This is a genomic window from Bacillus sp. VA15 (genome assembly GCF_055721145.1).
In genome coordinates this window covers 22,097-41,012 of sequence record NZ_JBVQPQ010000011.1, presented here as the reverse complement: position 1 = coordinate 41,012, position 18,916 = coordinate 22,097, and the positions used below count along the sequence as shown (strand labels likewise).

Below are 18,916 nucleotides of genomic sequence, written 5' to 3'. Positions count from 1 at the left end.
GTAGTATGGGAAAAATTGTTTGGAATTATGTTCGAAGCACTCGCCAATAGAAACTTATACCATTGTTTTGATATACTAGCAAGCAGGAGGTGGCTGATATGAAGGTTTATATTACTTATGGGACAGCCGATTTTTTAAAAACGATCGTAAAGAAGCATCCCTCGGAAAATATCCTTTTGATGCAGGGGCAGGAAAACGCGATTTTGATCCACGAAACAAGCGGAGATACGGTTTTCCAGGCACCCCACGCTTATGAAGTGATTGACCAAGCCGGAGAGATGAAGCATCCCGGTTTTGCAGTATTGAACAATATTGCCGTCACTCAGGAAGGACGTCCGCTGTTTGAAAACAAATTTAAAAACAGAGCGGGAAAAGTCGAAAACCAGCCCGGTTTTGAAGCGATTCGTGTGCTCCGTCCGCTTGACAGTGACACCTATGTCATTCTCACCTTGTGGGAAACGGAAAGAGCCTTTCAAGATTGGCAGCAGTCCGATTCATACAAAGAAGCCCACAAAAAACGCGGCACGTCTGCCGGAATTGATACAACGTCAATCTTCTCCCGGCCTTCGTATGTCACCACATATTCCGCTGTCGAATAGCTGCCGGGTGTCCGGCAGCTTATTTATTGGACGGAAAGCAAAGTGAAAAATTGTGCCCGTGCTACGGTTTCCAGTTCGGATATGATAATTATGAGATGCAGCGCGCGGATAGTTCATTTTTAAAGCCCTCGGAAAGCATCATCGGTTACAGAAAAAACTGGCTTGCCGATGGGGCATCATTTTTTCACCTGAATGCTACCCGGAACATCAGCAAAAAGCGAATAGAGTCTTATAGCATCATTTGATCGAGCAGCTAAAACAGATCAATGTCTATCTTCCATCATAACCCAGCCTTCCGTCCCGGCACCTTCCGCCCGCCTATGAATAATCTGTAGGAAGCGGAAGGAGTGATCAATGATGGAAGTCGGGATTTTGTCTGTCCATGTTCTGTATGTATTTTTTATTGGGGCGATTATCCTATTTATGCTGCTGCGGAAAGATACGACCTTTATTTCGTTATTCGGCATTTTTATCATATCGCTATGGGCCAGCCATTCACTTTCAGCTTCTGTCAGCAGTTTATTCCACAGCTTTATCTACGCGGCCGGCGAACTGCTGCCCACGATTTTCATCATTTGTTTTATCGTTTCGATGAGTGATTTGTTAACAAAAACAGGGATAAATGAAGCGATGATTTCTCCCTTTGCAAGCCTTGTGAAAGGTCCTGTGACTGCCTACTGGCTGATTGGCGGCCTAATGTTCGCCATTTCTCTCTTCTTCTGGCCTTCTCCAGGTGTCGCTTTAATCGGCGCCATCCTGCTCCCAGCATCCGCCCGCGCCGGTTTGCCGCCTATTGCCGCAGCCATGGCCATGAACTTATTCGGACACGGTTTTGCTTTGTCAGGAGACTTTGTCATTCAGGCGGCACCAAAGCTGACAGCGGATGCAGCAGGCATTCCAGTCGGTGATGTCATCTCAGCGAGTATTCCCCTTGTGCTGATTATGGGCGTGACCACAACAACCGCTGCATTTATCATGATTCAGCTCGAACGCAAAAAACAGCTGGGTCCAGCTTCTTTTTCCCCTGTACGTTCTGGCGAACAAGACACCTCGCTGTACTTGCCAAAACGCCTGCGGTCCATACTGGCTTTTTTGATTCCGCTTGTCTTTCTTGCGGATATTGCCTGCATGCTCTTGTTTAACCTACAGGGAAATGATGCGACCGCCTTAATTGGCGGGTCTGCCATCTGCATCCTTCTGATCGTTCATTTTCTCGTGTATAAGCAAAAAGGGCTTGAAAAAATCACTGGTTATTTTATTGATGGATTCCAGTTCGGCTTTAAGGTTTTCGGCCCCGTCATCCCGATTGCCGCCTTCTTTTATCTTGGTGACTCAGGCTATAAAAACATACTAGGCACTTCACTCCCTAATGGCTCCCACGGAATTGTCAATGATCTCGGCATTGCTTTATCCCACATGATGCCCATGTCAAAGGAGCTTGCCGCTGCTGCTTTAACTGCCGCCGGAGCCATAACCGGCCTCGACGGATCAGGGTTTTCAGGCATTTCTCTCGCAGGCTCTATCGCCAAGCTCTTTTCGTCCGCTCTTCATACTGATCCCGCCGTTCTGACCGCGCTCGGCCAAATATCTGCCATCTGGGTGGGCGGCGGAACACTGGTCCCATGGGCGCTGATTCCCGCGGCGGCCATTTGCAAAGTTGATCCTTTTGAGCTTGCCAGAAAAAACTTCATTCCCGTTGCAATTGGCCTTTCAGTGACAACCATCGCAGCCATGATGTTGCTTTGAAATTCGACGAGTTGAAATATTCAGACTTTTTCTATACAATCATGGAAAAGCATAGAAAAAGGGGGAAGCGGCTTTGTCCATATCCATACTGCAGAAAGAGATAAACAAACAGCTCGACAGCTGTTTTGAAGAAATGGTCGAGATCAGGCGCCATTTTCATATGTATCCTGAGCTCTCGTTTCAAGAAGAAAAAACCGCTGCATTTATTGCTTCCTATTATGAATCGTTAGGAGTCCCGATCCGCACGAATGTCGGCGGCAGAGGGGTTTTAGCATATATAGAAGGAAGCGAACCAGGCCCCACCGTCGCTTTGCGGGCCGACTTTGACGCCCTTCCCATTCAAGATGAAAAAGATGTTCCTTACGCCTCCAAAGTGCCAGGTGTCATGCACGCATGCGGCCATGACGGCCATACGGCAGCTCTTCTCGGAGTGGCGAAGGTCCTTCACCAAAACAGACATGAGCTGAAGGGAACATTTGTGATGATCCACCAGCATGCGGAAGAATATTATCCGGGAGGCGCAAAGCCAATGATCGATGACGGCTGTCTCGAAAACGCGGATGTGATATTCGGTACGCATCTTTGGGCGACTGAGCCGCTCGGAACCATTCTCTGCCGCCCCGGCGCCGTGATGGCGGCGGCGGACCGATTCACGATAAAAATCCTCGGGAAGGGCGGCCACGGCGCTCACCCGCATGATACAAAAGACGCCGTCCTGATCGGCTCGCAAATCGTTTCCTCCTTGCAGCACATTGTCAGCCGCAAAGTCAACCCGATTCAATCCGCCGTCATTTCGACCGGCTCGTTCATCGCCGACAACCCGTTTAATGTCATCGCAGACCAAGCGACACTCATCGGTACAGCGCGTTCTTTTGACGAAAATGTCCGTACTATTCTGGAGAAAGAAATTGAAGCGGTTGTAAAAGGAGTGTGCAGCATGCACGGTGCATCCTATGAGTACAACTATGAACGGGGCTATCCGGCGGTTGTAAACCATCCTGCAGAAACGAGCCACTTGGTCAGCATCGCAAAGAACACAGAGGGCGTTCAGCAGGTCATTGACGGTGAACCGCAAATGGGCGGCGAGGATTTTGCTTATTACTTACAAAACGTCAAAGGCACCTTTTTCTTTACAGGTGCCGCTCCTGAACAGCCAGAGCGCGTCTATTCCCACCACCATCCGAAATTTGATATCAATGAAAAAGCGATGCTGACTGCGGCCAAGGTCCTTGCGGGCGCTGCGATTACCTATCATAAGCTATAAAAAAACAGCCGGAGTGTTTATTCTCCGGCTGTTTCCTTTGATATTCTCAGGTGAAAAACGTGTCTTGCCGTCTCTCCAAGCTGAGCAAGCAGCTTATAATTGGCAATTCCGCCGACAGCTGCTCCTACTCCGGGCAAAAGCTGCAAAAGCTTCACGACGTCGATATAATCGCGATATTCCTGCTGGAACACTCTCCAATCGATGCTCTTTTTCTCCGTCTCCCAATTGTCGATGACAGAAAAAAGCGCTTTGCGGCAGTCATCACTCGAAAACGCAAGCTGAAACACAAGCAGCAAGAACATTCTTTCTTGTGCATCCTTCACATCAAAGCCATAAATGGAGGATAAGGTAAATAAACACTTCATTTTAATCGAAAGCAGCAGCGGGAAATCGGCAATACCTAAAAAAATGCCGCCCGCTCCGGTGCCGACTCCCTCAGCAGCCGCCACCTTCTGATAAGAAGCAACCGTTTTTTTCGCCAGCTCGTTTTTTTTACTGAGCGAAAGTTCGCTTATATCCTTCTTATAGGTGATGATATTGGAGCCGGCCATCGTCGCTTCCACCATTTTTTTCACGCTCTCAGTGACGACCGAATGGATTTTTTCAGGAATCCGCTCATTCACCTTCGTTTGCACACGCTTCGAAAAGCGTTCAAACATGGAATCCTTCCGCAAAAAATGCATTTTCCATTGAAGGGCTTCCTGCATCAGCAGCTGATTGTCTGTCATTTGACCTACCCCTTTTTTAGCTCACAGCTTTCCATGTTTTTTCAGTCTTGTTGTCATATAAGACGGCAGAACAACAAAAATCAGAACAGCAGAACCGATCAGCGCATAAAGAAAACCTGTCAAGCCGGCAGCATAGGCAGATGCTGCAGATATCAGCAGCGCTTGAACGGTAAGTGCAGTTTTTAATAGAGAGAAATAGCTTTTCCGCTTCGTTTCTTTTTTCACAGGATAAAGCTCTTGAAGCGCCAGATGGTCAAAGTGGCCGAACAGCGGCAAAAGCTGAATGCCCGTAATGAAAATGGTAAACACAGTCAAAACCCCTGCAATGAGCGGGCTTGCCGACACATACATAATGATCAGCGCGAAAATGGCCGTTAACCTGACGAGAATACCCAAATAATCACTTGAACGCAAAAAGGCGCGGGTGAACATGTAGGCAAACGTTTTGCGCTGTTCAAATGGCACGAGCCGCAGCAAAAAGTCAAGATACGCTCTGCGTTTCGCTTGTTTTCGTAAATGCGGCACATCAGTGAACAGGTTGGCAATCCGATAGAAACGCTGCTTGCGTCTCAATTCGGACTCAATATGGCTCTCCCATTTAAACGTTTTCCGTTTTGCTGCCGAAGACATATATAGATAAAGAGCAGCCATAATGACATAGACCACAAGAGCATACATATAAACTGATTGGAAAACAAAATAAAGAACGAGCGTATTCGCCGTAAAGCGAATGATCACATCCATCCGTTTCATGCTTCGGTCATTTTGGAAGGTTGTACGCCATTCCATCACCTGATTCCACGCTTTCAGCAGCAAAAGCTGGACAAAGACTGCCGCATACGATACAAGCGAAGCCCCTGGTGCAACAGCGAAATATAGCGGCATTGCAACAATGCTCAATGCAATCAGCGGAAACAGCTGAGACACATAGCTGTAGACAAACGCCTGCTTCAAGTAAGGCTCCATTTTTGCTTCAAGCGGCAATAAGAAGACAAGGTCAGCCTCCTTCAAAAGCGTCCGCACATAAGAGCTTGTCAACACGATCGAAAACAGCACGGCCATCACCCAGAAGGACGGAAAGTGAGCAGGAATGTCCCGTATCCATTTGCTGTACCAGCTTGCAGCGCCCGCGAGAAAAAAGATCAAAACAATGACGAGGTGATCGTTGAGCATATATTTCATGTACGTTCTTGTTTCTTTGATATGCTCCTGCAGCCGCGACTGCCAAATATCAAGCATATTATTCATGGCCAGCGTCTTCCTTTGTGAGTTCAAGATACAAATCGTCCAGCGCCGCGTCCTTCATTCCAAACTGCTCTCTGAGCTCGGACAGCGTGCCGCGTGCCCGCACCTCGCCGTTATGTAAAATAATAAACGAATCACAATAACGTTCTGCCGTTGCCAAAATGTGCGTTGACATCAGCACGCTCGCCCCGCCTTTTTTCGCTTCATTCATCCGTTCAAGCAGCGCGTTAATCGCAAGCGGATCAAGCCCTAGAAAAGGCTCATCAATAATGTAGAGTGCCGGCTCTGCCAAAAATGCGCACATGATCATAACCTTCTGCTTCATCCCTTTAGAAAAATGAGCCGGGAACCACTTCAGCCTCTTTTCCATTCGGAATTCCTTTAAAAGCGGCGGCAGCCTTTTCTCCATCGTTTCTTTTGACAGGCCGTATGCCATGGCTGTTAATTCAAGATGCTCCATCAGCGTCAGCTCTTCATATAAAACAGGTGTTTCAGGTATATAGGTGAATTGTGAACGGTAGCCTTCCGGATCCTCAGCAAAGGTTTTTCCGTTTAATTCGATTGAACCTTTATGCGGGTCCATCAGCCCGATGATATGTCTGATTGTTGTACTTTTACCAGCACCGTTCAGCCCGATTAAGCCGACAATTTGATTCGGTTCAAGGGTGAATGATACGTTTTTTAAAACCGGATTCCTTGTATATCCGCCGGTTAAGTCTTTTACCGATAGCAGAGACATAGTTTCTCCCCTTATATTGTTTTTCTTCATAGTACCAAAAACAAGGCCTGATTTGAAACAATTCCCTTTTAACAAATGATGAATTTGCTGTCATAAAGAGACAGGTTTCTGGACATCATAATGGTCGTAGAGGAAAAGCATATCAACTGAAAAATGAGGTGTTTGTCAAAGACGTCTTAGATACAGTTGGATAGAAAATAAACATGTCCAATGCTGAAACCATTTCTCTTCACTGAATTGATGAATTCTTCATTATGAAGCAAATTGTCAAATGAGGTGTTTATCGCAGGAATCGTTAGGCATTAAACAAGTCTTCATTTTATTGACAAATGAGGTGCTTACCAAAGGCATATCACATTTTCTTCATATAAGCTCTTCCTCTGCATTCAGGGTGAACGCTCGCCGTTCATCCTGTTTTCTATTTTCTGCATTTCTGTGGTACGATGAGTGTATACATACTAAACAATTTCATAAGGAGGAACCCTCATGCATTGTGAAGAGAATTGCATCTTTTGTAAAATTATCGCCGGCGACATTCCGTCCGCAAAGGTGTATGAAGATGAGCATGTACTGGCCTTTCTTGATATCAGCCAAGTGACAAAGGGTCATACGCTTGTCATTCCGAAAACACATATCGAAAATGTGTATGAATTTACGGATGAATTAGCAAAACAATATTTTCACGCCGTTCCGAAAATCGCCCGCGCTATCCGGGATGAATTTGAACCGATCGGCTTAAATACGCTGAACAATAACGGAGAAAAAGCAGGACAATCTGTTTTCCACTACCATATGCATATTATCCCGCGCTACGGAAAAGGAGATGGATTCGGAGCGGTTTGGAAAACACATGCTGATGATTACAAACCGGAGGATCTGCAGAACATCTCTTCCTCTATCGCAAAACGCCTGGCCTCATCATAAGATGAGGTTATTTTATTTGTGAACATTTCGCAAACATCCGTCGATTTCTTTTGATTATTCTAATTTTTTATCAAAAAACTGAATTTTTGTGATAGGATAATTGTATTATTTTATACATTAACGTGGAAAACAGGGAGAGATCATGATGGAACGTACAACGAATTTTAACGCAGGTCCTGCAGCGCTGCCATTGGAAGTTCTGCAAAAAGCACAGAAAGAATTTATTGATTTTAACGAATCCGGCATGTCAGTTATGGAGCTTTCCCACCGCAGCAAAGAGTATGAAGCGGTGCACCAAAAAGCGAAAAGCCTTTTAATTGAACTGATGGGCATCCCGGAAGATTACGATATTTTGTTTCTTCAAGGCGGGGCAAGCCTTCAATTCTCAATGCTTCCAATGAACTTTTTAACACCTGAAAAAACCGCGCATTTTGTGATGACTGGGGCTTGGTCCGAAAAAGCCCTCGCTGAAGCAAAGCTGTTCGGGAATACCTCTGTAACAGCTACAAGTGAAGGAGATCATTACAGCTACATTCCGGAGATTGACCTTACGGATGTAAAAGACGGCGCGTATTTACATATCACGTCCAACAATACGATTTTCGGCACACAGTGGCAGGAATTCCCGAATTCCCCTATTCCACTCGTCGCTGACATGTCCAGCGATATTTTAAGCAGAAAAATTGATGTGTCCAAGTTTGACGTGATCTACGGAGGCGCTCAAAAGAACCTCGGCCCTTCCGGCGTGACAGTTGTCATCATGAAAAAAACTTGGCTGCAGAATGAAAATGCGAACGTTCCAAAAATCCTGAAATATTCAACGCATGTCAAAGCGGACTCACTCTACAACACTCCGCCGACATTTGCGATTTATATGCTGAGCCTTGTTCTGGAATGGCTGAAGGAAAACGGCGGTGTGGAAGCTGCTGAACAGCGCAATGAGCAAAAAGCACAAGTGCTTTACAGCTGTATTGATGAAAGCAACGGATTCTATAAAGGGCATGCCAGAAAGGACAGCCGCTCACGTATGAACGTTACCTTCACGCTTCGTGATGACGAATTAACGAAAACATTCGTTCAAGAAGCAAAAGAGGCAAAAATGGTCGGCCTTGGCGGACACCGTTCAGTAGGAGGCTGCCGCGCTTCTATTTATAACGCGGTGTCTCTCGAAGACTGTGAAAAATTAGCTGCGTTCATGAAGAAATTCCAGCAAGAAAATAGAAAATGAGTAAAAAGTCTGGCTATGCAAACGATCCGTTTGGTATACTGTTTGCATATCATATTCTTTAAGCCTTCGCAATAAATGACGAGCATATTATTGGAGGGCAAAAAGCTTAGCAGAGGAGAGCATAGATATGAAAACAAAAGAGTTAGTCATTATGGCTCTGTTTGCCGCAATCGGCGCAGCGCTTCATTCCATTATTCCGCCCTTTTTAGGCGGCATGAAACCAGATATGATGCTGATCATGATGTTCATGGGCATCCTTCTGTTCCCGCGGGTGCAAAACGTACTCGTCATCGGGATTGTGACCGGAATCATCTCCGCGCTTACAACCGCATTTCCAGCCGGACAGATTCCTAACATCATCGATAAACCCGTGTCCGCGTTTCTGTTCTTCATCCTGTTCCTCTTGTTCAGAAAGAGCCAGAAAACAGGTGCAGCCGCTGTGCTGACAGCAATCGGGACCATCTTATCGGGAATTGTATTTTTATCGTCAGCTTTATTGATCGTCGGTTTGCCCGGCGGTTTTGCCGCACTGTTCGCAGCAGTTGTTCTGCCGGCAACTGTGCTGAATACAATTGCAATGATCATTATTTATCCAATTGTCCAAACCATTTTAAGACGTTCGAGCTTTATGGAAGCTGCTAAATAATTGTCACACAAAACCTCTTCCGCTTCCGGGAGAGGTTTTTTTCGAACAGAGAGCCCGCAGCATGTCAGCATGTTTTAAGCGAAGAGTTTTGTGAAAAAGATAAGACATAGTGTAAAGGCGGTTCCGGTTGAACAAACAAGCGCTTTCTGCCGGATGACCTTTTTGGGCGGATAAGAAGCAGCCTGGCTGAGAAGTCTGATATAGTAAACAGCGCCTGAAGCGAAGGCAAGGGTGATGCAGGATAACACAATCATAAAGACAGACAACCTTCTCCCTCCTTTTCACTTAAAAAATATGCTAAAATAAAGCAAGCTATGTATAGAAGTTCAGGCTTTCAACAAAAATGAAAAATGCTGAATGAATCCTATTTTCAAGAAAAAGACGGGGTGATTGTAATGGCGGACGGACGTTCTCTATTAACAGGACTATTCGTAGGCGGCATCATCGGAGGAGCAGCAGTTCTTCTTTCTGCACCTTCCTCAGGAAAGCAGCTGCGTGAAAAAATGAAAACCAATTATGATTCTTTCGAAGAAACGATCAAACGCTTAAAATCAGACGGGCTTGCATTAAAAGACCAGCTGATCAAAGCGGCAAAAGAAAGTACAGATGTCATTAAAGACGTGAGCGGCGAGCTCCAAACGTCCATTAAAAAATGGCAGGAAGAGATCAAGCCTCACCAGCAGGATCTGCAAAAAGAAATCGCTGATATTGAAGAGAAAATCAGACAGCTGGAGAAAACCTTACAAAACTAATATCCTATTCTAAAGAAAAAATGCGGGCTGAAATTAGACCCGCATTTTTTTTTGCCGAAAAAGCCTCTCGCCGCAATGGATTGTGAATTTATTAAAAAATTCTTACATTTTCATCTTTATTAATCTTTATTTTATTGGCATAATAGAGAAAAAGAAAAAGAGAAGCAGGTGACGTAATGAATCGAGTGGAACCGCCCTATGATGTGAAAGAGGCTCTGGTCTTCACCCAGAAAATGGCTCAGCTTAGCAAGGCTCTTTGGAAATCGATCGAGAAGGATTGGCAGCAATGGCTCAAACCGTATGACCTGAATATTAATGAGCATCATATTTTATGGATTGCGTATCAATTGAATGGAGCTTCCATTTCTGAAATCGCGAAATTCGGGGTCATGCACGTATCAACCGCATTCAACTTTTCAAAAAAGCTGGAAGAACGAGGATATTTAAGATTCTCCAAACGGCTGAATGATAAACGGAACACATACGTCCAATTGACTGAGGAAGGCACTGAGGTATTCTGGAGCTTGCTTGAGGAATTTGATCCGACACGCAACGCGGTTTTTAAAGGGTCACAGCCTCTGTATCATTTATTCGGAAAATTCCCTGAAGTGGCTGAAATGATGTGTATGATACGCCATATCTACGGCGATGATTTTATGGAAATTTTCGAAACGTCACTCACCAATATTGACAATGACTTTGAAAGCGCAAACGGAAAACTGAAGAAAAAAGCAAAGGACAGTGCGGCGGATGAACCGGCAGAAGAGCTCGAACCTGTAAACAGTTAATCAAAGTGCTTCATGATATCGATAAAGACTTCCATCAGCTCTTGATAAAGCCCCTGCTCATACAGGGCAAAAATCGTTTCATGAACATCTAACTTTTCATTCAGCTGTCCGGCAAAAAGCGCAAGGAGCTTATCGAAGGTTACAAATCCTTGCGCTTTTTGTGCTGCCAGCTCTTCCGACAATTCATCGCATATCCTCATAACCTCTTCCCCCTCTTCCCTGCTCAGCCCTTTATCAATGAGAAGCGCATAGAAGGGGTACCTGTCCATATCTACTGTTTTCACTAATAATTGTATGTAATATTCTAATCGCTTAATGCGATGATCCATCGAATCCATCCACACCACTTCTTTCTATCTTTAATCTTATTTTAGCTGATAATTCACTGAGAAGAAAGTTCTAACCCCATATTTCGCAGTTTGTTTGCTTGTTTCAAAAAAATACCTGCCGGATGATATTTTTTCTTAAAAAAGCATTGATTTTTTCTCTTGGGAGGAGTAAATTATTTTGAGATTCTATTCAAGATGTATGGAAGGATGACTTTGATGAATTGCTGGAAGACCATAAATCTCATGAAGGATTATGGTGCCGTTCGCATAATATTAACTGCTGTATGTTTTATGATTTTGGTTTTTATATCTACCTTTTTAGCATTTGAGCTGCTGCGGCCTGGCACAAGCTTAAGCGATGAATATGTACCTTTATTCGGCGGTTTGCTCGTCGTTATTCTATTTGTACATAAAGTCATCCATGTCCTGCCAATCATCTGCAAAAAAAGAAAAATAGAAAAAAAGTTTTATATACTACGCATGCGCACATGGAAACGAATACCAAAAACAACAATGCTGATTTCACTCGTAAGCCCGTTCTTGCTGATTACGCCTGTACTGTTTTACGCCGCGCTGGCTTTTCCGAATCACGCCCATTATTTCTGCATGATTTCGGGCATTCATGCCGGCTACTGTCTGCCTGACTTCTTGCTGGCTCTCAAGCTGATAAAAGCGCCGAAAGCCGCTTTCATTGATCAGGAAGCAGACGGCTTGGATATTCTTGTTGAAAAGTAGCCAATCCTTGGCGCTAGTGGCGATTTTTCAATTTGCATTCTATCTTTTTTAATAAATATTTGGTAATGTAATATGGGACAGTTCAGAGAGAGGGGGAATCTCCCATCATTTTATTCTATTTTATCGTGGCTGCCGTGTTTATTTTATATTTCATAAACAGGCTCACCAATACATTATGCCTTGTCAGAGAGATTCCTGAAGAGCGGCAAGATAAGGTATTCCGATTTATTAACGTATCTATATTAATTTTACTGATCTCTTCGTTTGTGGAGATCTCCTTTACAGTGTAAATACAAAAGAAAGCATAGCTGCTGATTCAGCAGCTATGCTTTTTTATTTTGATTAGTACAGCCAAGAAGCGCCGATGATAATCAATAAAATAAATAACACAACCAATAAAGCGAATCCGCCTGCAAATACTTCACCCATCTTAAAAAGCACCTCCTGTAAAAAGCTTTATTTACCAATTACATCTTATGCAATTCATGCTTGAAACGATTAGGCGCTAGTGAAAATAAAGGATCGCTTATCTTGCAAGCGATCCCCGGGCTGCTTAGTAGATGTAAGCTGCACCTACGATGATAAGCAAAATGAACAGTACTACAAGCAGCGCGAATCCGTTAGAGTATCCTCCGCTCATGTTACATACCTCCTTTTCTTGATCAATATATAAGTATGCCATCAGCAAAAGTTTGACTAGACGAATGCCCTTTATTTAAAATCTTTTTACAGAAAGCCACAATATGTTATGATACGCATAGGTAATTTAATTTGGAATGATTAGGAGTGTTTGAAAACAATGAAGAAAATCGCAATAGCAGCTATCACTGCTACAAGCATCCTCGCTCTCAGTGCTTGCAGCAGCGGCGACAAAGAAGTCATCGCAAAAACAGACGCAGGCGATGTAACAAAAGGCGAGCTTTACACAAATATGAAGAAAACAGCTGGTGCAAGCGTCCTGACACAGCTGGTGCAAGAAAAAGTATTAGACAAGAAATATAAAGTGACAGATAAAGAAATTGACAACAAACTAAAAGAATACAAAACACAGCTTGGCGATCAATATACTGCTCTCGAAGAGCAATATGGAAAGGATTACCTTAAAGAACAAGTAAAATATGAATTGCTCACGCAAAAGGCAGCTAAAGATAACATCAAAGTAACAGATGCTGATACTAAAGAGTACTGGGAAGGCTTAAAAGACAAAATCCATGCAAGCCACATCCTTGTCGCTGATAAAAAGACAGCTGAAGAAGTAGAGAAAAAGCTGAAAAAAGGCGAGAAATTTGAAGACCTTGCGAAAGAATACTCTACAGACAATTCTGCTTCACAAGGCGGGGACCTTGGCTGGTTCGCAAAAGACGGTATGGTGGCTGAATTCAGCAAAGCTGCATTCAAATTAAAAACAGGTGAAGTCAGTGATCCTGTCAAAACACAATACGGCTACCACATTATTAAAAAGACTGAAGAACGCGGCAAATACGATGATATGAAAAAAGAACTGAAATCCGAAGTTCTTGAACAAAAATTAAATGACACCACAGCTGTCCAAGAAGCTGTTCAAAAAGTCATGAAGAAAGCTGACGTTGAAGTGAAGGATAAAGACCTGAAAGACACATTTAACACGTCTTCAACAAGCAGCAGTTCTAAATAATAAAAAAGCTGTGCAGGCTCATTGAGCTGCACAGCTTTTTTATGCGATGGAATGGTTTGGATTTTCTTCATCATGCTGTTGAGAACTGCGGCGTTCTCTCTCCTTTTCCATTCTCTCCATATAAATCTGCCCTTCTTTTTCAATAAAAGACTGGTCTACTTTTTCTTCCTCCTTGGCTGCCGCCACAAGTTTATATGCACTGAAAATGATACCTACAATACAAAGATACACCCACCATGGAAAAAATAACACGGGCTCCTCCCCCTTTTTGCATAGATTCTTTATTCTTAACCATATGCCGGAATGAGACGAGTTATGAGCGGCAAAAGCGCATAAAAAAGGACTGACCTGAATGTTTCAGCATCAGTCCTTTTACGATTATTTATGAAAAGTCGGTTTATAAAAGGAACGGTTTTCCAGTGCAAATACACGTTCAGTGTATTCACCCGGCTTCACGCGCTCAAGCGCTCTGTCCATCATATTCATTTTTGCATCCAGGTTGTCTATATAGTGTAAAATTTCCGCTTCTTTCACCATCGGCGGTTTCGGGCTGCCCCATTCTGCTTTGCCGTGGTGACTCAAAATCAAGTGCTGAAGAATTAACACCTCTTCAGAATCGATTTGAAGCTCCTCAGCCGCTTTTGACAGCTCTGTGACCATAATCGAAATATGGCCGAGCAAATTGCCTTCGACCGTATACGAAGTGGAAACAGGGCCGGACAGCTCTTTTACTTTTCCAAGATCATGCAGGATAACGCCAGCATAAAGCAGATCGCGGTCAAGAGACGGATATAAATCTGCAATGGATTTCGCCAGATTCAGCATAGACACAACATGATACGCTAAACCTGAGACAAACTCATGGTGGTTTTTCGTAGCCGCCGGATAATCCATAAATTCAGTTTCGTGTTTTTTGACTAAAAATCTTGTGATCCGTTGGATATTCGAATTTTTCATTTCAAATATATATTGAGTGATGGTATCCATCATTTCATTTTTCGGAATCGGCGCGGTTTCTAAAAAATCATCAATATTGACGTTTTCATGCTCGCTCACCGGCCTGATATTTCTCAGCTTCAGCTGATTGCGCCCGCGGTAATGGTGAACATCCCCCACGACCTTCACAATCGTCTGCGGCGCATAGGTCACTTCATCGCTTTGCTTGGCATCCCACAGCTTCGCCTCAATATCACCTGACTGGTCTTGCAGCATCAGCGTTAAAAACGGTTTTCCATTGCTGGCAATCCCTTTCGTCGAGGATTTAATCAATAGATATTGGTCCACCTGTTCGCCAACCTCATGTAGCATAATCCCTTTAGCCATTCTATTAAAGCTCCCTCCGTATCTTACATAATACCAGTATATCACATACCGTTTTACAGCTATAGAACCTCTTTTATGACACCAAATGAATGATTTGGCTGCTTTGAAATGCATCTTTCACATGGTCATGGCATGTAAAATATAAAATCTGCCTTCCGTCTTCGGATAAATTATAAAGAACGTCTAATACTCGTTTGAGCCTTTCCTGATCAAAATGAACAAAGCTGTCGTCAAGCTGAAACGGAAGCCTTGACCCATCCTGACGCGTAACGGCCAGGGCAAACCGGATCGCTGTATACAGCTGCTCACATGTTCCCTGTGATAGCTCTTCCGCGTGATAGACAGTTCCATCACAACGCATGACCATAATAGAATCATCTGTTTCAGAAAAATAAATCGTCTTGTAGCTTCCGTCGGTCAGCGGGCGGAAAAATTCTCCGGCCGTCTCCAGAAGGCGTGGGAGCTCGACTTTTTTATGCCGTTCCAATTTGTTTCGGATCACCTGTTTGATCATTTGGATCGAGGCCCATTTTTTAGCGATTTCTTTTACACGCTCTTTTTGCATTTCCGTTTGAAGCTTGAGATCTGAGACCAATCCCGAAGCCTCTAATTGTTCCTGTTTGACGAAGAGCAATGCGATTTGGCTGCGAAGGTGTTGAATCTCCTCAGTCAGCCGCTCTTTTCTTTCATTTTCAACTACTTGCTTGTTTTTCAATTCAGAAAGCGTATTGGAATCCGCCAGTTCAAGCTCCTCTGGGTGTCCGCCTTGAAGCTGTGCGTTTACGTGATGAAGCTTGTTCTCCGTATCCTTCAATTGCCTGCTGATGTCAGCTATGGCGCAAAACTCATTTCTGTCTTTTGCAGCCGCCGCGGCAAATAGCTGTTCGATCTGTGCTTCAAAATACTGTATTTCTTGCTCCAGCTCCAGCAGCTGCTCCTTTGTATAATAAATATCTGTTTCAATAGCCTTTTTTTGCTTCGCAATTTCTTTTTCACGTTCAACGTTTTTCCGCAATGTGTGAAGGGCGTCCGAGATGGAGATGTTCTGACTCTCATTCGCAGGATGAAGCATGTTGACGCGTTCTTCGAATGTGCGTCGGTGCTTTTTCAGCCTGCCTGCTTCAATTGTCAGCTCATGCTTTTTCTTCACTTCTTTTTTGACATCCTTCATTAAGCTGTATGCATCAAGTAAAAAAGAAGGATCTTCCTTGAATCCGAGCTCCTTCATAAAAGACTCGACCTGTGAAAAGGACGGGGCCATATCGGCTTCCCACTGTTCAAACTGCTGGATGACTCTTTCATACGCCGCCTCTTTTTGCTGGAGCACTGCCCGCTGGGTGATGAGATGCTGTTTATTGCGGTCATCCTCCCATAACGCTTCTCTAAGCGCTTCGGCTTCTGCCGGTGAAATGTTTGTCATTGGCTGTCTCATCTCCCGGCTGTTTCCGGAAGACGGTGTTTTTTTCCCAGACACAAGCCAATATACAAGAAGGGCAGCGCCGATACTTATGGCGGGAATCCATTGCTGCAGCAACAGAAAGAGAACGATGAACAACATACCAGCTGCAATGACAACCTTTTTCTGTTTAGCCTGCTGCCTTTCAAAAAACCTCAGCTGCTCTCTCAGCTTCGCTTGCTCCTGATGCTGCCCCTGTGCTTCATCATATGCTTTAAGAGCCGCTTCTTTATCTTTTCTTTCGTTGTTTTCAAGGATAGCGGACGAAGCGGCATGAACGGCCTTTTCTGCGTCTTCCAGCTCTTGCCGGGCAAGTTCAAACGTCTCATCAAGCTGCCGTTTTCTGTCTCTTGCCTGTACGTATTGCTGCACCGCCTGCTGAAGCTGCCATTCATAGTCATATGACGAGTTCATTTTCAGGAGCTCATTTTCATCCGTTTTATTGAGCTGTTCCAGTCCTGCCGCTGCCTGTGCAGATGACTGGCGCAGCTGTGCCTGAATGGCGGCGAGCTGTTCTCCATAGGATTGGTACATATGAAACGCTGCCGAAATCTCTTGTATCAGCGTTTCTTTCGCCAAAATGTCTTTATCCGGATTAAGCTTTTGCATCTGTTTGTCCAGCTCCGCCATCTTCACCCGAAGCGCCTCCAGCTGTGCGGATTTCGGGTGAAGGTGAGATTCATATTTTTCCAGCTGATGCAGTCCGTCAGCCGGAAATTGTCCCGCCTGTTCCGGATATTGTGCCATCGCCTGTTCCAGCGCCGCTTTTTCATTTAGCAGCGGCTTCAGCTCAATCGCTCCCTCAATCGTTCGGATATGGCCTGCTGCCTCTTTCAATTCGGTTTCTGCGGTTGCAAGACGGGCTTCGAGCGTTCTTTTTTCCTCAAGAATCTGATGATAGCCCGCTTCCTCTGCTTCAGCCTGTTTTAGCTTCGCTCCCAGCTGCTTAAGCGTTTCCAGCTCCTGATTCAATTGAGGGTTTCGCCCGTTTGGTTTATAGAGCCTTTCGCTTTCCTTTGTTAGCTGTGAATCAAGCTTAGATACGGCTTCAGCGCCAAACAAGCTGGAAAACAGCAAAAATTCCCCTATCTTGTCCCGATTAAAGGCGTGAATTTCCTGCAGCCCGAATACGTCAAACGAATAAATGGCTTTGTACAGCGCCCTGTCTGTGCCCTGGAACAGCTGCTTTAAAAAATCTTCTTGCTTCACTTCGCCTTTTTCTGTGTACACTCTCAGCTTTTCGGCAGTCCCCTTCGTCCGTTCAATTTTCACAGCCCCATACTCAGGATGTTCAGCTTCAAGAACACCGCCATAGACACCGCCTGTTTTCGGTTCATATTTTTTCGTTTTTGGAAAACCAAACAGCATGCTTTCAATAAATGACATTATCGTCGTTTTCCCTGCCTCATTTAATCCGTAGATTAATTGGACAGGCGAGGCGGAAAAGTGAAAGGTCTGATTGGAAAATTTCCCGTATTGGTAGATATGTAAAGATGTAATTCGCAAAGCTTTCACCGCCTCATATTTCAAGCACCTTAAGCTGTCTTTTCAATAAAATCTGTGCCTGCTCTTTTATTTCCTGTAATTCCTCTTGGCTAAACCGGTCCACGTGCCTTCTGTACACAGGATGGCGCTCAAGCCCTTCCAGCACATCTGACAGATCGCCGCGGTCAATGTCCGCAAATAAACCGCCAAAAAAAGGATCAAGGTTTGTAAGGTTTGCTTCATTTTCTATCTCATCGTCCAACGAAAGCGGCCAAACGAAGTGTTCCTCCTCAGCCTCTTGCTCCTGAAAGGCTTCGAGAAGCTCATCCAAGGTGCCTTTCGGAGCCTCCAGCAGCCATTCCGGCGCCCGCCCTTGTAATACGAGTCTTACACAAACAGGGCTCCCCTTTATCCGGAGCTTCGAAAACGCGTCCTCAACCATTTGGAAAAGGGCAGTCATATTCTTTGCCCCCGTCACATCAACTGCCGCTTTTTCCCACAGGACATCATGCGCTTTCTGAAATTCATAAGAAATATCTCCGTTAGTCACACGAACGAGATAATAGCCTTTATCTCCCGTCTCCTTCATATGGCACGCTTGCGTGTTTCCCGGATAGATGATTGCCGGGTGCTCGGCAGAAAGAACCTGGCGTTTATGTATATGGCCAAGCGCCCAATAATCCATTCCGCTTTTCACGAGATCGTCATGCGTAAACGGGCAATACGGATCGTGTCCTTCAGATCCTGATAGTGTGCCATGGAGCATACCGATATGAAACGGCGCGTCAGTCGACCTTCGATAGCGGGCGGCTTGGTTTTCCGTCACGGCTCTGGCCTGATAGCTGAAACCGTAAATGCTTGCTATGCGCCTGCCTTCTTTATAAAACGATTTTTCTTCAGGAACTGCGGACGAAAAAATATGGACATTCTCAGGCCATTCAATCGGCGTCCACTCCCCGCCAAGATGATCGTGGTTCCCAAAGATCACATAAACTGAAATCCCGCATTCTCTCAGTCTTTCAAACTGTTTTTTCAAAAAGAGCTGCGCCTTTAAGCTTCGATTGGCTTCGTCAAACAGGTCCCCCGCCAGCAAAATGAAATCAACGTTTTCTCTTACTGCAGCATCTATCATATGTTTCACGCTTTTAAATGTGCTTTCTTTAATCCGGGCAAAAATCGGTTCCGGCAGATGCGATATCCCGTAAAACGGGCTGTCTAGATGTAGATCTGCCGCATGAATAAAGGTTAGATCAGTCAACATTCTGCTCCTTTCCA

22 protein-coding genes and 1 pseudogene are annotated in these 18,916 nt (G+C 44.6%); 12 read left to right on the top strand and 11 right to left on the bottom strand.

The features are described from left to right. Positions 1-98 precede the first annotated feature (98 nt). The 4 genes and pseudogenes from hmoB (at position 99) to sndC (ending at position 3,609) form a co-directional block, all read left to right on the top strand. The gene (gene hmoB / locus AC0DBE_RS20235; protein WP_087988027.1) at positions 99-599 is read left to right on the top strand and encodes a heme-degrading oxygenase HmoB; all 501 of its coding nucleotides are present in this window, start codon (positions 99-101) and stop codon (positions 597-599) included. 47 nt (positions 600-646) lie between these two features. Beyond that, a pseudogene (locus AC0DBE_RS20230) lies at positions 647-834 on the top strand (hypothetical protein); the annotation flags it as partial. Between the two features lie 119 nt (positions 835-953). Further along, positions 954-2,345 (top strand): hypothetical protein, encoded by a 1,392-nt coding sequence (locus AC0DBE_RS20225; protein ID WP_087988026.1) that lies wholly within the window; start codon positions 954-956, stop codon positions 2,343-2,345. 73 nt (positions 2,346-2,418) lie between these two features. Further along, positions 2,419-3,609, top strand: a complete 1,191-nt coding sequence (gene sndC / locus AC0DBE_RS20220; RefSeq protein ID WP_472963545.1) for an N-acetyl amino acid acetylase SndC — start codon at positions 2,419-2,421, stop codon at positions 3,607-3,609. A 17-nt stretch (positions 3,610-3,626) separates the two neighbouring features. Here sndC and AC0DBE_RS20215 read toward each other — a convergent pair whose 3' ends face one another. From AC0DBE_RS20215 to ecsA, 3 genes are read right to left on the bottom strand one after another with little or no spacing between them, the layout of a single operon-like run. Continuing rightward, a complete protein-coding gene (locus AC0DBE_RS20215) occupies positions 3,627-4,337 on the bottom strand; it encodes an EcsC family protein (protein WP_472963543.1) in 711 nt (236 codons plus the stop codon). 21 nt (positions 4,338-4,358) lie between these two features. Then, on the bottom strand, positions 4,359-5,585 hold the full coding sequence (gene ecsB / locus AC0DBE_RS20210; RefSeq protein WP_472963541.1) for an ABC transporter permease EcsB: 1,227 nt from the start codon (positions 5,583-5,585) through the stop codon (positions 4,359-4,361). Further along, a complete protein-coding gene (ecsA, locus tag AC0DBE_RS20205; protein ID WP_003233230.1) occupies positions 5,578-6,321 on the bottom strand; it encodes an ABC transporter ATP-binding protein EcsA in 744 nt (247 codons plus the stop codon). Before ecsA ends, ecsB begins: the two co-directional genes overlap by 8 nt. Before the next feature lie 486 nt (positions 6,322-6,807). Here ecsA and AC0DBE_RS20200 point away from each other — a divergent pair, with 486 nt between their 5' ends. From AC0DBE_RS20200 to trpP, 3 genes are all read left to right on the top strand, one after another. Next, positions 6,808-7,245: an HIT family protein gene (locus AC0DBE_RS20200; RefSeq protein ID WP_003224286.1), complete on the top strand. Its 438-nt coding sequence runs from the start codon at positions 6,808-6,810 to the stop codon at positions 7,243-7,245. A gap of 145 nt (positions 7,246-7,390) precedes the next feature. Next, positions 7,391-8,473, top strand: coding sequence for a 3-phosphoserine/phosphohydroxythreonine transaminase (serC, locus tag AC0DBE_RS20195; protein ID WP_472963538.1), 1,083 nt, complete (start codon positions 7,391-7,393; stop codon positions 8,471-8,473). Positions 8,474-8,600: 127 nt separating this feature from the next. Further along, positions 8,601-9,119: a tryptophan transporter TrpP gene (gene trpP / locus AC0DBE_RS20190; protein WP_003224283.1), complete on the top strand. Its 519-nt coding sequence runs from the start codon at positions 8,601-8,603 to the stop codon at positions 9,117-9,119. 74 nt (positions 9,120-9,193) lie between these two features. On the opposite strand, the gene AC0DBE_RS20185 is transcribed toward trpP, so the two are convergent. After that, the gene (locus AC0DBE_RS20185) at positions 9,194-9,385 is read right to left on the bottom strand and encodes a membrane protein YhzF (protein ID WP_003239499.1); all 192 of its coding nucleotides are present in this window, start codon (positions 9,383-9,385) and stop codon (positions 9,194-9,196) included. A 129-nt stretch (positions 9,386-9,514) separates the two neighbouring features. On the opposite strand from AC0DBE_RS20185, the gene AC0DBE_RS20180 reads away from it, so the two are divergent. Both AC0DBE_RS20180 and AC0DBE_RS20175 read left to right on the top strand, forming a co-directional pair. Continuing rightward, complete coding sequence (locus AC0DBE_RS20180) at positions 9,515-9,871, top strand: YtxH domain-containing protein (protein WP_003224279.1); 357 nt, start codon at positions 9,515-9,517, stop codon at positions 9,869-9,871. Between the two features lie 176 nt (positions 9,872-10,047). After that, positions 10,048-10,659: an HTH-type transcriptional regulator Hpr gene (locus AC0DBE_RS20175; protein ID WP_014113235.1), complete on the top strand. Its 612-nt coding sequence runs from the start codon at positions 10,048-10,050 to the stop codon at positions 10,657-10,659. Here AC0DBE_RS20175 and AC0DBE_RS20170 read toward each other — a convergent pair. Next, the gene (locus tag AC0DBE_RS20170; RefSeq protein WP_014113234.1) at positions 10,656-10,997 is read right to left on the bottom strand and encodes a YhaI family protein; all 342 of its coding nucleotides are present in this window, start codon (positions 10,995-10,997) and stop codon (positions 10,656-10,658) included. The two genes, AC0DBE_RS20175 and AC0DBE_RS20170, sit on opposite strands and share 4 nt — an antisense overlap. A gap of 207 nt (positions 10,998-11,204) precedes the next feature. On the opposite strand from AC0DBE_RS20170, the gene AC0DBE_RS20165 reads away from it, so the two are divergent. Further along, a complete protein-coding gene (locus tag AC0DBE_RS20165; RefSeq protein WP_019713826.1) occupies positions 11,205-11,723 on the top strand; it encodes a DUF3267 domain-containing protein in 519 nt (172 codons plus the stop codon). A 107-nt stretch (positions 11,724-11,830) separates the two neighbouring features. Beyond that, on the top strand, positions 11,831-12,013 hold the full coding sequence (locus tag AC0DBE_RS20160; RefSeq protein ID WP_024571667.1) for a hypothetical protein: 183 nt from the start codon (positions 11,831-11,833) through the stop codon (positions 12,011-12,013). Between the two features lie 52 nt (positions 12,014-12,065). Here AC0DBE_RS20160 and yhzE2 read toward each other — a convergent pair whose 3' ends face one another. Then, positions 12,066-12,152, bottom strand: a complete 87-nt coding sequence (gene yhzE2, locus AC0DBE_RS20155) for a sporulation protein YhzE2 (RefSeq protein ID WP_003155248.1) — start codon at positions 12,150-12,152, stop codon at positions 12,066-12,068. Positions 12,153-12,276: 124 nt separating this feature from the next. Further along, entirely contained in the window at positions 12,277-12,363 is an 87-nt protein-coding gene (gene yhzE1 / locus AC0DBE_RS20150) for a sporulation protein YhzE1 (RefSeq protein WP_003327753.1), read from the bottom strand. A gap of 159 nt (positions 12,364-12,522) precedes the next feature. Here yhzE1 and prsA point away from each other — a divergent pair, with 159 nt between their 5' ends. Next, complete coding sequence (prsA, locus tag AC0DBE_RS20145) at positions 12,523-13,377, top strand: peptidylprolyl isomerase PrsA (RefSeq protein ID WP_014113231.1); 855 nt, start codon at positions 12,523-12,525, stop codon at positions 13,375-13,377. Positions 13,378-13,416: 39 nt separating this feature from the next. Here prsA and yhaL read toward each other — a convergent pair whose 3' ends face one another. The 4 genes from yhaL to AC0DBE_RS20125 all read right to left on the bottom strand — a co-directional run bounded on the left by yhaL (position 13,417) and on the right by AC0DBE_RS20125 (position 18,902). Continuing rightward, a complete protein-coding gene (gene yhaL, locus AC0DBE_RS20140) occupies positions 13,417-13,629 on the bottom strand; it encodes a sporulation protein YhaL (RefSeq protein ID WP_003239506.1) in 213 nt (70 codons plus the stop codon). Positions 13,630-13,755: 126 nt separating this feature from the next. Beyond that, a complete protein-coding gene (yhaM, locus tag AC0DBE_RS20135; protein WP_003224263.1) occupies positions 13,756-14,700 on the bottom strand; it encodes a 3'-5' exoribonuclease YhaM in 945 nt (314 codons plus the stop codon). 73 nt (positions 14,701-14,773) lie between these two features. Next, positions 14,774-17,671: an ATP-binding protein gene (locus AC0DBE_RS20130; protein ID WP_080010119.1), complete on the bottom strand. Its 2,898-nt coding sequence runs from the start codon at positions 17,669-17,671 to the stop codon at positions 14,774-14,776. Between the two features lie 4 nt (positions 17,672-17,675). Beyond that, positions 17,676-18,902: a metallophosphoesterase family protein gene (locus AC0DBE_RS20125; protein ID WP_472963530.1), complete on the bottom strand. Its 1,227-nt coding sequence runs from the start codon at positions 18,900-18,902 to the stop codon at positions 17,676-17,678. Between the last annotated feature and the right edge of the window lie 14 nt (positions 18,903-18,916).

What these genes read in the sequence shown, in the direction of transcription:
- hmoB (WP_087988027.1), top strand. Translation starts at nt 99, where the DNA reads ATGAAGGTTTATATTACTTATGGGACAGCCGATTTTTTAAAAACGATC.
- AC0DBE_RS20225 (WP_087988026.1), top strand. Translation starts at nt 954, where the DNA reads ATGATGGAAGTCGGGATTTTGTCTGTCCATGTTCTGTATGTATTTTTT.
- AC0DBE_RS20215 (WP_472963543.1), bottom strand. Translation starts at nt 4,337, where the DNA reads ATGACAGACAATCAGCTGCTGATGCAGGAAGCCCTTCAATGGAAAATG.
- ecsB (WP_472963541.1), bottom strand. Translation starts at nt 5,585, where the DNA reads ATGAATAATATGCTTGATATTTGGCAGTCGCGGCTGCAGGAGCATATC.
- ecsA (WP_003233230.1), bottom strand. Translation starts at nt 6,321, where the DNA reads ATGTCTCTGCTATCGGTAAAAGACTTAACCGGCGGATATACAAGGAAT.
- AC0DBE_RS20200 (WP_003224286.1), top strand. Translation starts at nt 6,808, where the DNA reads ATGCATTGTGAAGAGAATTGCATCTTTTGTAAAATTATCGCCGGCGAC.
- serC (WP_472963538.1), top strand. Translation starts at nt 7,391, where the DNA reads ATGGAACGTACAACGAATTTTAACGCAGGTCCTGCAGCGCTGCCATTG.
- trpP (WP_003224283.1), top strand. Translation starts at nt 8,601, where the DNA reads ATGAAAACAAAAGAGTTAGTCATTATGGCTCTGTTTGCCGCAATCGGC.
- AC0DBE_RS20180 (WP_003224279.1), top strand. Translation starts at nt 9,515, where the DNA reads ATGGCGGACGGACGTTCTCTATTAACAGGACTATTCGTAGGCGGCATC.
- AC0DBE_RS20175 (WP_014113235.1), top strand. Translation starts at nt 10,048, where the DNA reads ATGAATCGAGTGGAACCGCCCTATGATGTGAAAGAGGCTCTGGTCTTC.
- AC0DBE_RS20170 (WP_014113234.1), bottom strand. Translation starts at nt 10,997, where the DNA reads ATGGATTCGATGGATCATCGCATTAAGCGATTAGAATATTACATACAA.
- AC0DBE_RS20165 (WP_019713826.1), top strand. Translation starts at nt 11,205, where the DNA reads ATGAATTGCTGGAAGACCATAAATCTCATGAAGGATTATGGTGCCGTT.
- yhzE2 (WP_003155248.1), bottom strand. Translation starts at nt 12,152, where the DNA reads ATGGGTGAAGTATTTGCAGGCGGATTCGCTTTATTGGTTGTGTTATTT.
- yhzE1 (WP_003327753.1), bottom strand. Translation starts at nt 12,363, where the DNA reads ATGAGCGGAGGATACTCTAACGGATTCGCGCTGCTTGTAGTACTGTTC.
- prsA (WP_014113231.1), top strand. Translation starts at nt 12,523, where the DNA reads ATGAAGAAAATCGCAATAGCAGCTATCACTGCTACAAGCATCCTCGCT.
- yhaM (WP_003224263.1), bottom strand. Translation starts at nt 14,700, where the DNA reads ATGGCTAAAGGGATTATGCTACATGAGGTTGGCGAACAGGTGGACCAA.
- AC0DBE_RS20125 (WP_472963530.1), bottom strand. Translation starts at nt 18,902, where the DNA reads ATGTTGACTGATCTAACCTTTATTCATGCGGCAGATCTACATCTAGAC.